The 10,788-nt window shown below is 69.4% G+C and carries 10 protein-coding genes; 9 read left to right on the top strand and 1 reads right to left on the bottom strand.

Going from position 1 to position 10,788, the window contains the following annotated elements; genetic code table 11:
* The first annotated feature begins 73 nt into the window (after window positions 1–73).
* The 7 genes from EJV46_RS13120 to EJV46_RS13090 all read left to right on the top strand — a co-directional run bounded on the left by EJV46_RS13120 (window position 74) and on the right by EJV46_RS13090 (window position 8,552).
* Window positions 74–1,156: an inositol-3-phosphate synthase gene (locus EJV46_RS13120; protein WP_131549092.1), complete on the top strand. Its 1,083-nt coding sequence runs from the start codon at window positions 74–76 to the stop codon at window positions 1,154–1,156.
* A gap of 4 nt (window positions 1,157–1,160) precedes the next feature.
* Complete coding sequence (locus EJV46_RS13115; protein ID WP_131549091.1) at window positions 1,161–1,796, top strand: histidine phosphatase family protein; 636 nt, start codon at window positions 1,161–1,163, stop codon at window positions 1,794–1,796.
* Window positions 1,793–2,548: a TIGR04290 family methyltransferase gene (locus EJV46_RS13110; RefSeq protein WP_131549090.1), complete on the top strand. Its 756-nt coding sequence runs from the start codon at window positions 1,793–1,795 to the stop codon at window positions 2,546–2,548. The genes EJV46_RS13115 and EJV46_RS13110 overlap by 4 nt, the downstream gene beginning before the upstream one ends.
* Window positions 2,545–3,432, top strand: a complete 888-nt coding sequence (locus EJV46_RS13105) for a beta-xylosidase (RefSeq protein WP_131549089.1) — start codon at window positions 2,545–2,547, stop codon at window positions 3,430–3,432. The genes EJV46_RS13110 and EJV46_RS13105 overlap by 4 nt, the downstream gene beginning before the upstream one ends.
* A gap of 128 nt (window positions 3,433–3,560) precedes the next feature.
* Window positions 3,561–4,568, top strand: coding sequence for a chemotaxis protein CheB (locus EJV46_RS13100; protein WP_206020796.1), 1,008 nt, complete (start codon window positions 3,561–3,563; stop codon window positions 4,566–4,568).
* A gap of 43 nt (window positions 4,569–4,611) precedes the next feature.
* On the top strand, window positions 4,612–8,163 hold the full coding sequence (locus tag EJV46_RS13095) for a CheR family methyltransferase (RefSeq protein WP_131549087.1): 3,552 nt from the start codon (window positions 4,612–4,614) through the stop codon (window positions 8,161–8,163).
* Entirely contained in the window at window positions 8,160–8,552 is a 393-nt protein-coding gene (locus tag EJV46_RS13090) for a response regulator (protein WP_131549086.1), read from the top strand. Before EJV46_RS13095 ends, EJV46_RS13090 begins: the two co-directional genes overlap by 4 nt.
* A gap of 21 nt (window positions 8,553–8,573) precedes the next feature.
* Here the strand turns inward: EJV46_RS13090 and EJV46_RS13085 are convergent, their stop codons facing one another.
* A complete protein-coding gene (locus EJV46_RS13085; protein WP_131549085.1) occupies window positions 8,574–8,981 on the bottom strand; it encodes a response regulator in 408 nt (135 codons plus the stop codon).
* Window positions 8,982–9,067: 86 nt separating this feature from the next.
* Between EJV46_RS13085 and EJV46_RS13080 the strand changes: the two genes are divergently transcribed.
* Entirely contained in the window at window positions 9,068–9,811 is a 744-nt protein-coding gene (locus EJV46_RS13080) for a Crp/Fnr family transcriptional regulator (protein ID WP_131549084.1), read from the top strand.
* Window positions 9,804–10,763 carry an HWE histidine kinase domain-containing protein gene (locus EJV46_RS13075; RefSeq protein ID WP_165585512.1) on the top strand — a complete coding sequence of 320 codons (960 nt, stop codon included), beginning with the start codon at window positions 9,804–9,806 and terminating at the stop codon, window positions 10,761–10,763. Before EJV46_RS13080 ends, EJV46_RS13075 begins: the two co-directional genes overlap by 8 nt.
* Window positions 10,764–10,788: the final 25 nt, after the last annotated feature.

Genomic DNA, 10,788 nt, shown 5'->3' with positions numbered 1-10,788 from the left:
GCCGTCGTTGGGCAGATTGCATCCGGGCCGGGAGGTCCGGCCGCATCTTCTTGCCAGCCTGAATGGAGGGGTCGTGTCGGACTCAGCATCGCTTCGCGTCGGCCTCATCGGGGCCGGGAATTGCGCTTCCTCCTTCGTGCAGGGGCTGAGCTTCTACCGCGACGCGCATTCCAACGAGCCCCCGCCGGGGCTGATGCACGCCGATCTGGGCGGCTATCATGTGCGCGACATCGAGATCGCCTCCGCCTTCGACGTCACCGCCGCCAAGGTCGGCCGCGATCTTTCCGAGGCCCTCGCCGCGCCGCCCAACAACACGCACGTCTTCGCGCCGCTCGGCCCCTTCGGGGTCGAGGTGAAGCGGGGGCCGACGCTGGACGGGCTCGGAACCTACCTCCGGCAGGATGTGGAGGAATCGGACGCCCCGGTCGTGGACGTCGCCGAGGAGCTGCGGCGCAGCCGCACGGATGTGCTGGTTTCCTACCTGCCCGTCGGCTCGCAGCGCGCCTCGGAATGGTATTGCGAGCAGGCGCTGGAGGCGGGCTGCGCCTTCGTGAACTGCATCCCCGTCTTCCTGGCCTCCAACGCGGCCTGGCAGCAGCGCTTCGCCGCCCGCGGCCTGCCCATCATCGGCGATGACATCAAGAGCCAGGTGGGCGCCACCATCGTCCACCGCGTGCTGGCCAACCTCTTCCGCGAGCGCGGCGTGCGGATCGACCGCACCTACCAGCTCAATTTCGGCGGCAATGCCGACTTCCGGAACATGCTGGAGCGCGAGCGGCTGGAATCGAAGAAGATCTCCAAGACCCAGTCGGTGACCAGCCAGTTCGACGTGCCCTTGCCGGCGGGCGACGTACATGTGGGCCCGAGCGACTTCGTGCCCTGGCTGACCGACCGCAAATGGGCGCAGATCCGCATCGAGGGGACGGGCTTCGGCGGCATGCCGCTGAACCTGGAGCTGAAGCTGGAGGTCTGGGACTCGCCGAACTCCGCCGGCATCGTCATCGACGCGGTGCGCTGCGCGAAGCTGGCGCTGGACCGCGGCATCGGCGGCGCGCTTACGGGCCCGTCGAGCTACTTCATGAAGTCGCCGCCGCAGCAGTTCACCGACGGCGAGGCGCGGGAGCGGACCTTGCGCTTCGTCCAGGGGCTGGACTGAGGCGATGGCGCTGACGCTGCATCTGCTTCGCCATGCGGTGCATGGCCATCCTGCGGAGATGCTGTGCGGGCGGATGGCGGGCGTCGGCCTCGCCGCCGAGGGCGAGCGGCAGGCCGCGCGCCTCGCCCGCCGCTTCGCCCTGGGGTCGCTGGACGCGCTGCGCACAAGTCCCGTCCAGCGGTGCCGGGAGACGGCGGCCGGCCTGGAGGCGGCCTGCGGGCTGGCGGCGATCGTCGATCCCGCGGCGGACGAGGTGGATTTCGGCGATTGGACGGGCCGCCGCTTCGGGGATCTCGAGCGCGACCCGCTCTGGCGCACCTGGAACCTCGATCGCGGCCACGCCGGCGCCCCCGGCGGCGAGACGATGGCGCGCGTCCGCGCCCGGGTCGTCGCCCTGCTCGACGAACTGGTCGCGCTGCATCCGCAGGGCGAGGCCGCGGTGGTGACCCATGCCGAGATCGTGCGGACGGCGGTGCTGCATGTCCTCGGCCTGCCGCTGCAGTCCTACGACCGGTTGGAGATCAGCCCCGCCTCCGTCACGACCCTGTGCCTCTGGCCGGGCGGCGGCCGGCTCATCGGCCTGAACGACGTGTCGCACATCACGGCCCCGGTGCCGACGAAGGAGGTGGAGCCCGCATGACTCCCAAGGAGTTGATCCGCAGCCGCGCCGAGGCCCTCGGCCCGTGGTTCCACAACATCGACCTGAAGGGCGTGCCGACGGCGCCCGACCATCCGCTCGGCAATCATCCGGGCCAGTTCTGGGACCACTTCCATCACGTGCTGCCGCAGGACATGAGCGGCTGGAGCGTGCTCGACATCGGCTGCAACGGCGGCTTCTACTCGCTGGAGGTGAAGCGGCGCGGCGCGGCGCGCGTGCTGGGCATCGACCATGACGAGGACTACCTGGCCCAGGCCCGCTTCGCCGCGCGGACGCTCGGCCAGGAGATCGAGTTCCGCAACATGACCGTCTATGACGTGGCGCAGCTCGGCGAACGCTTCGACCTCGTGATCTTCATGGGCGTGCTCTACCACCTGCGGCATCCGCTGCTGGCGCTGGACCTCATCCACGAGCATGTCGCGGACAGGCTGATGCTGTTCCAGTCCATGCAACGGGGCTCGCGGGAGATCGCGCCCATGGCCGGGGATTATCCGTTCGAGGCGACGGAGCCCTTCGACCTGCCCGGCGCGCCGCGGCTGCAATTCGTCGAGCACCGCTATGCCGGCGACAACACCAACTGGTGGATTCCGAACCGCGCCTGCGTCGAGGCCATGCTCCGCAACACGGGATTCGGGATCCTGGAGAATCCGCATTCCGAGGTCTATCTCTGCCGCCGCGCCACGCCGGCGGAGGGCGCCGGCGCCGTCTATCCGGCCGGGAGCGCGCGCCCATGATGCATTCGGCGATGGTGTGGAACGAGCCGAACAACAAGTCGCACTGGGATCCCGAGGTCGACCCCGACTGGGTTCTCTTCGCCGAGACCGCGAGGCTCGCCGGCGAGGCCATCCGGGCGGAGAGCTCGCAGGTCACGCGGGTGCTGGGCGGCATGTCGCCGATCGACCCGCTCTTCCTGCGCAAGATGGAGCAGCGCGGCGTGCTGGGGCAGATGGACGCCGTCGCCGTCCACGGCTTCCCGCTGGACTGGAACCTCTGGCAGATCGACGAGTGGCCGGCGAAGATCGCGGAGATCGAGGCGGCCACGGAGCTGCCGGTCTGGGTGTCGGAGGTCGGCGCCTCCTCCTTCGGCTCGGAAGAGGTGCAGGCCTGGGCGGTGGGCCGGACGGCGGGCCTCCTGAAGGACCGCTCACCGCGCGTCCATTGGTACAGCCTCTACGACCTGCCGCGCGAATGGGAGGCGACGACCCGCCACCGCGAGGCGGAGGGCTCCTCCTACTACCGCCACTTCCACATGGGGCTGCTGCGGCAGGACGGCTCGCCGAAGCCGGCCGTCGAGGCCTTCGGCGCCCATGGCGAGGGGCTGGGCATCTGCCAGTGGTTCCATTTCGAGGACCATCGGCTGGACGAGGCGGTCGCCTGGCTGAGGCGGCTCGGCGTCCGGCGGCTGCGCACCGGAATCTCCTGGGCCGACAGCTACCGGCCCGGCGCCCTCGCCTGGTTCGATCGCCAGATGGCCGCGCTGGAGGAGTTCGAGGTGACCGTGACCTTCTGCTTCACGCCGGAGCATCGCGGGCGCGCTCCGCACCACACGAGCGCGCCCCTGGTGATCGAGGAGTTCGCCGCCTTCTGCGCCAGCATGACGCGACGCTATGCCGCGTGACCTCACGGCAAGCGTGTTCCGCCGGCAAAGGCGGTGACCGCCGCCGCCCAATATGGAGCGGACGGCAACTCTGCCCGCGGCGGCCCGTTGGCTCCCCGTAACCGGCCGATGGCGGACAGAGCATGGCGATGAAGGATATTGTGACCATCGGCGGCTCGCTGGGCAGCAGCGCGGCGCTGAAGCGCGTTCTCTCGGATATTCCCGCCGATTTCCCGGCGGCGGTCCTCATCGCCACGCATATGGCCGAAAGCAGCTCGGGATATCTGGCGGAGGCGCTGGCCGGCCACAGCGCGCTTCCGGTCGGGCAGGCGATGGACGGCCAGCCCGTCGAGCAGGGCCATGTCTATGTCGCTGCTCCAAATCGCCACCTGCTTGTCGACGGCGGCACCATCCTGCTGGGCACGGGCCCGCGGGAGAACATGGCCCGCCCGGCCGTCGACGCGCTCTTCCGTTCCGCCGCGCTCAGCTTCGGTCCGCGCGTGGTCGGCCTCGTCCTGAGCGGGCTGCTGAACGACGGCGCCTCCGGCCTGCACGCCATCAAGGCCATGGGCGGGACGGCCATCGTCCAGGATCCCTTCGACGCCCAGGCGCGCGACATGCCGCTGGCGGCGCTGCAAACCGTCGAGGTGGACCATGTCGGCCCGGCCGATCAACTCGCCGGCCTGCTGCGGCAGGTGGTGCGCGAGGAGGCGGGCCCCGCCATTGCCGCTCCGCTGGACCTCCAGCTGGAGGTGTCGATCGCCACCGGACAGCGGGCCGGCTCCGAGCAGCTCCGCACCCTGGGCGAGCCGGTGCCGCTGTCCTGTCCCCACTGCCAGGGCGTGCTGTCGGAGATGAAGGACGGCAAGCCGCTGCGCTTCCGCTGCCAGATCGGCCATGCTTTCACGGCCGAGGCGATGATCGCCTCGGCCGAAGCCGGGGTAGGCGACGCCATCCGCATCGCCATGCGCCTGATGGAGGAGCGGGTCGAGCTGGTCTCCCGCATGAGTCGCGACGCTCGCGAAAGCGGAAGGCCGGCGGTGGCCGAGCTCTACGAGGCGCGCGCCGTCGAATATGCCGGCTATGCCGCGACCTTGCGGCGCGCGGCGACCCTGGACCTGCAAGCGGCGCGGCAGGCCGGCGACGCGGAAGTTTAGGCGACCACAGGGGAAGGGCCTATAATCGGCGGCTCGCCAAGGAGTGCTACTGGACGATGAGGAAGCCCGCCGCCTGGAGGTAAGACCCGTCGCCGTGGTCGGTCTGGGCGCCTTCGCCGCGACCTTCCAGTCGCTGGCCTCGCTCTTCGCCATCATGCCGCGGGACACCGGCGCAGCCTTCGTCATCGTCTCCGAATCCCGGGAGGCCATGGATATCGGGGCGCTTCTCCAGAGCCTGAACGAAGGCCCGGGACCGGAGGCGCTGATGGCGGAGGACTGCCAGAGGCTGGAGGCCGACCGGATCTACCTGGCCCCGATCGGCGCGACGGTCACCTTCGGGGAGGACGGAGGCCTGCGGCTGGCCGATGCGCCGGAGAAGCCGGGCTCCCGCGGGACGGTGGACACCTTCCTGATCTCGCTGGCCGAGCAGCAGCGCCAGGGCGCGGTCGCCATCATCCTGCGGGCCTCTCCCGAGGCGGGCAGCATCGGGGTGGCGCGCATGAAGGCCTGCGGCGGCTTCGTCGTGGCGGAGATTGAACCCGGCCAGGAGCATATCGAGACGGGCGAGCCGGCCGGACCCGCCGGCATGGCCGACCTGCACGCGGAGCTGGCCGACATTCCCCGCCACCTCGCGGCACACATCAGCCATCTCAGCGATCTCGACCTGGCACGGGAGACGAGCCGCGTCATCGAGGACGGCGAGAGCCGCCTGCCCGCCATCTCCACCATCCTGCGGAACCGGACGGGGCACGATTTCCACGGCTACAAGTCCAACACCTTTCTCCGGCGGATCCAGCGGCGCATGCACGTGCTGCGCATCGACGACCTGGATGCCTATGTCGCACGGCTGCGTAACGACCAGGAGGAGGCGCAGGATCTGTTCCAAGACCTGCTGATCGGCGTCACGCAATTCTTCCGCGACCCCGCCGAATACGGAATCCTCGAACGCGAGGTGATCCCGGACCTGGTCGCCGGCAGGACGATGGTCGACACGCTCCGTGTCTGGGTCCTGGGCTGCGCCACCGGCGAGGAGGCCTATTCCCTCGCCATGCTGCTGCGCGAGGCGATGATGCGGCTCGACACGCCGCCGCATGTCCAGATCTTCGCGACCGACATCGATGCGCGGGCGCTCGCCGTGGCGCGCACCGGCCGCTACCCCCAAACCATCGAGAAGGACATCTCGCCCGAGCGCCTCGCGCGCTGGTTCGTCAAGGAGGGCGGCACCTACGCCATCCACAAGGATCTGCGGGAGATGTGCATCTTCTCCTCGCACAACGTCATCAAGGATGCCCCCTTCTCCCGCATCGACCTGGTCTCCTGCCGCAACCTGCTGATCTACCTCAACAGCGATATCCAGGACCGGGTGATCCCGCTGTTCCATTTCTCGCTGCGGCCGGGCGGCTACCTTTTCCTCGGGCCTGCCGAGAATGTCACCCGGCACGCCAACCTGTTCCAGCCGCTGGACCGGAAGCATCGGATCTTCCGCCGGCTGCATACGGCCAACCGCGTCCTTCCTGAATTCCCACTTTCCGCCCGCGCCGAACCCCGGCGCATGGGCGAGGCGCTGGCGCCGGTGCGGGCCTTCCCGAACGGCACGCTCGGCAAGCGGGCGGAGCGGCTGGTGGAGCGCTACGCGCCCGCCTATATCGTCGTCGATTCCGACTACCAGGTGCTGAACTTCTCCGGCCGCACCGGGCCGTTCCTGGACCCCAGCAGCGGCGTCGCCAATCTCAACCTGCTGAACCTCGTCCACCGGGACCTGCGGCTCGACCTGCGCGCGACCCTCCTGCGCGTCGCCACCGACCGCAGGCCCGCGCGCGTCGTGTCGCTGCGCATGGGAGGGGAAGACGAGGCCCGGCGCGTCGGGTTGACCGTGGAGCCCCTGGCGGAAACGCCCCAAGAGGCGATGAACTTCGTGGTGGTTTTCCACGACTACGGCCCGGAGGCGAGCGGCGACCCGGACGAGGCCGCGCGCGACCCCGCCATCCTCAGGGACGAGCACGTGGCGCGGCTCGAGGGCGAGCTGCGGGTCACCAAGGACCGGCTGCAGGCGACCATCGAGGAGCTGGAAAGCACGAACGAGGAGCTGAAATCCTCCAACGAGGAATACCAGTCCATCAACGAGGAGATGCAATCCGCGAACGAGGAGCTGGAGACCTCCAAGGAGGAGCTCCAATCCGTGAACGAGGAGCTGCAGACCGTGAACGGCGAGCTGGCCCTTCGCGTCGGCGAATTGTCGCGCGCGAACAGCGACCTCAAGAACCTGCTGGAATCCACCCAGATCGCCACCCTCTTCCTCGACAACAACTTGCAGGTGAAGAGCTTCACCCCCAGCATGTCGGAGCTCTTCCACCTCATCGACAACGATCTGGGCCGGCCGATCACCCATATCGCCTCGCGCGTGCCTTATCCGGAGATGGCCGACGACCTGCGCCGCGTGCTGCGCACGCTGACGACGGTGGAGCGCGAGATCGGCTTGGAAGGCCGCAATCGCTATCTCGTGCGCGTGCTGCCCTATCGCAGCGTGGACAACTTCATCGCCGGCGCCGTACTGACCTTCCTCGATATCACCAGCACGACGCGCGCGCAGGAGGCCCTGCGGGCCTCGGAGGAGCGCGCCCGGCTCGCGACCTCGGCCGCGCGAATCGTGACCTGGCATCTCGACGTGCCGACCCGCGGCTTCACCCATTCCGAAGGGTTCGAGCAGATCTTCGGCTTCCCGCCGCCGCGGACGCTCGGCGCCATGCTCGGCTTCGTCCATCCGGAGGACCGGGACGCCCTGGCCCGCGCCTTCGACGGTGCGACGGAACGGGACGAGCCGCTGGACACGGAAGCGCGCCTGACCGTGAACGGGAAGGAGCTCTGGGTCCGGTTCAGCGGCGCCAGGAGCGGCGACCATCTGCTGGGCGTCTTCCAGGATGTGGACGACCGGCGCCGCGCGCAGGGGCAGCAATACCTGCTGATGGCGGAGCTGCAGCATCGCGTGAAGAACATCCTGACGGTCGTGCGCTCCATCACGCGCCGGTCGCTGGACGGGGCCGAGAACCTCGACGACCTGCGCCGGCAGCTCGGCGGCCGCATCGACGCCCTCTCGCGGACCCAGGGAGTTCTGGCCAACCGCGGTGTGGAGGGCGTGCGCCTGGAGGAGCTCGTCCGGGACGAGCTCGCGGCCAGCCAGGACGGGGCGAAGCCGGTGGAGGTCGAGGGCCCCGGGATCGTCCTGAAGGAGAAGGCCGCCGAGGTCTTCGCCCTGGCCCTGCACGAGCTGACGACGAATGCGGTCAAGTACGGCGCGCTCTCGCCCAATGGGGGCCGCCTCTCCGTCCGGTGGTGGATCACCAATACGCAGCAAGGCCCGCGGCTGGCGCTCGAGTGGCTCGAGCAGGGGGTGGCCATGCCCACCCGGCCGCCGGCGCGCAGCGGCTTCGGCCGCCGCCTCATCGAGCGCGGGCTGCCCTATGACCTGGATGCCGCGACGTCCTTCGAGTTCCGGCAGGACGGCGTGCGATCCACCGTGGAACTGCCGATCGGTCCCCGCGTTATTCTCGAGGACGCAGCCCAGGAGCGCAGCATGGCTGGAGAACCTGACAGATGAGCTGGGACACGGAAGACGCGACGCCCCTCGCCGGCCGCAAGGTGCTGGTCGTCGAGGACCAGTACCTGATCGCCGACGACCTCTGCAGGATGGTGGAGCAGCTGGGGGGGCAGGTGCTCGGCCCCACCTCGCGCCTCAGCAGCGCCTTGGCGGCGCTGGAGGCGGAGCCGCCCGACCTCGCCTTGCTGGACGTGAACCTCGGAGAGGAAACGGTCTACCCGGTGGCGGCGGCCCTGCAGGCCGCGGGCATCCCCTTCCTTTTCACCACCGGCTACGACGCGGCGGTGATCGACACGCGCTTCGCCGCGGCTCCCCATCTCGCGAAGCCCATCGGGCAGGGGCTGCTGGGAGAGGCCGCCCGGCGGCTGCTGAACGGCCGCGGACACTGATACCGGCGCGGCCCGCTGGAATCAGCCGCAGGGCTGCCGGCGCATGAGCGCCGGCAGCTCCCGCGCCAGGCCGGCCGCATCGAAGGGCTTCTCCACACGGACGACGCGCGAGAAGCGCTCCGGCAGCATGGAGCCGTCGTAGCCGGTGGCCAGGACGATCTCGGTGCCTCGATCCAGGAGGATGTCCGCGAGGGGGTAGACCATCTCGCCGCGCAGGTTGATGTCCAGCAGGGCGACATCGATGCGGCCGCCGGCGACCAGCATCAGCAGGCCCTCCTGGAACGTGGCGGCCGGGCCGATGACCTCAGCGCCCAGGCCCTCGAGCGCGGAGGTCAGGTCATCGGCGAGGAAAAAATCGTCCTCCACCACCAGGATCCGGCAGCCATCGAGGTGCCGGGGGCGTTGACGATGCTGAGCGTCCGCGATCATGGACCCAGCCTAGGATCGGCGCTGTCGAACTCGAATAACATGAGTTAGCCTGCATTCCCGCTTGTGAGCATTTTTTGGCACGCGACATGTTCAGCAATCCCTTGATCCGCAAGCTGCAGAACTTCGTCCGCTTCTCCGAAGCGGAGGAGATGGAGCTCCAGCGCCTGGTATCGGAGCGGAGATCGGTGCGCGGCCCGCACGAGGAACTGCTGTCCCAGGGGATGCCGCCGGACCGAAGCTACGTCGTGCTCCAGGGCTGGGCCTGCCACTACAGGGACCTTTCGAACGGCCGGCGGCAGATCACCGCGCTCTGCCTGCCCGGCGATCTCTGCCTCGGCCGCGTCTCGGTCATGAGCCGGCTCAGTCACTCCATCGGCAGCCTGTCGGCCGTGACGCTTGGCCAGCTGAGCCCCGGCGCGGTCGAGGAGCTGCTGGCCGCCTATCCCCGCATCGCCCAGGCGATGGCCTGGCAGTCCGAGGTGCAGGAAAGCATTCAGCGCGAATGGGTGGTGAATCTCGGCCAGCGGGGCGCCTCCGAACGGATGGCGCATCTCTTCTGCGAGATTCACTGGCGGCTGCGGCTGGTGGACCTGGTGGAAGGCGACAGCTGCGAGATGCCGCTCACGCAGGCCGACATCGCGGAGATCATGGGCCTCTCCGCCGTGCACGTGAACCGCGTCCTGCAGGAGCTTCGCAGCGCGGGCCTCATCGTGCTGCGCGGCCGCTCCCTGAGGATTCCCGATCTCGCGGCCCTGCGGGAGGCGGCCATGTTCGACCCCGTCTATCTTCACGCCGAACGAGAGGGCCGGCACCTCGATGCCAATGCCTGAGCCGAGCCTGCCCGTAGAGGGAATCCCCCAGCTCGTCTGGCGCGCCGATGCCGCGGGCGCATGGATCTGGACCAGCCCGCAATGGAGCGACTACACGGGCCTCTCGCCGCAGGAGAGCCGAGGGGACGGCTGGCTCGCCGCCCTGCATCCCGACGATCGCGCGGGCCAGGTCGAGGAATGGCGGCGCGCGGAACCGCAGGGAGGCCTGTATTCCAGCCATCGGCTCTTCGACGCCGAGGCCATGTGCTACCGCCGCTTCCAGACCCATGCGACACCCATGCGCGACGCCGATGGCCGGATTTTCGAATGGCTGGGCAGCTCCGTCGAAGTGGAAAACCTGCAGGCCGAGGCGGGGCGGGAGTCCCCCCTGCTGGAGCTGAGGCATCGGATGCGCAACACGCTGAGCGTGATCCGCTCCATCGCCCGCCGCACGGCACGCACGAGCCGGACGCTGAAGAGCTACAGCATGCACCTGGAGGGGCGGCTGGATGCCGTGGCGCGGATCCAGTCGGCGCTCATGCGGGATGCGACATCGGGGCTCGACCTGGCCGAACTCATCGCCGACGAGCTTCTCGCGCATGCGGCGCGAGAGGGGAACCGGCTTCGCATCAGGGGGCCGGCCGTCCGGATCAGGCCGCGGGCGGCGGAGCTCGTGGGCCTGGCCGTCCATGAGCTGGCGACCAACGCCGTGAAGTTCGGCGCCCTCTCCCGGCCCGACGCCCATCTCGCCATCGACTGGAAGGTGACGGGCGAGGCCGACGCGCTCGACATCACCTGGAAGGAATCGGGGATGCGGATCAAGACCCCTCCACCAAAGCGCGGCTTCGGCCTGGAGGTCCTGCAGGACACCATGGCCTATGAGCTCAAGGCGGAAACGCAGATCGCCTTCGATCCCGACGGCCTGCGCTGCGCCATGGTGCTGCCCCGCGAGAACATCTGGCTCATGGCCTGAGCGGCAGCGGCGGGCATGCCGCTGC

It is taken from the genome of Roseococcus sp. SYP-B2431, assembly GCF_004336745.1.
Lineage (GTDB): Bacteria > Pseudomonadota > Alphaproteobacteria > Acetobacterales > Acetobacteraceae > Roseococcus.
Note: the sequence above shows the minus strand (reverse complement) of the source record. Positions and strands in the feature narration are given on the sequence as shown.

What these genes read in the sequence shown, in the direction of transcription:
- EJV46_RS13115 (WP_131549091.1), top strand. Translation starts at nt 1,161, where the DNA reads ATGGCGCTGACGCTGCATCTGCTTCGCCATGCGGTGCATGGCCATCCT.
- EJV46_RS13110 (WP_131549090.1), top strand. Translation starts at nt 1,793, where the DNA reads ATGACTCCCAAGGAGTTGATCCGCAGCCGCGCCGAGGCCCTCGGCCCG.
- EJV46_RS13105 (WP_131549089.1), top strand. Translation starts at nt 2,545, where the DNA reads ATGATGCATTCGGCGATGGTGTGGAACGAGCCGAACAACAAGTCGCAC.
- EJV46_RS13100 (WP_206020796.1), top strand. Translation starts at nt 3,561, where the DNA reads ATGAAGGATATTGTGACCATCGGCGGCTCGCTGGGCAGCAGCGCGGCG.
- EJV46_RS13090 (WP_131549086.1), top strand. Translation starts at nt 8,160, where the DNA reads ATGAGCTGGGACACGGAAGACGCGACGCCCCTCGCCGGCCGCAAGGTG.
- EJV46_RS13085 (WP_131549085.1), bottom strand. Translation starts at nt 8,981, where the DNA reads ATGATCGCGGACGCTCAGCATCGTCAACGCCCCCGGCACCTCGATGGC.
- EJV46_RS13080 (WP_131549084.1), top strand. Translation starts at nt 9,068, where the DNA reads ATGTTCAGCAATCCCTTGATCCGCAAGCTGCAGAACTTCGTCCGCTTC.
- EJV46_RS13075 (WP_165585512.1), top strand. Translation starts at nt 9,804, where the DNA reads ATGCCTGAGCCGAGCCTGCCCGTAGAGGGAATCCCCCAGCTCGTCTGG.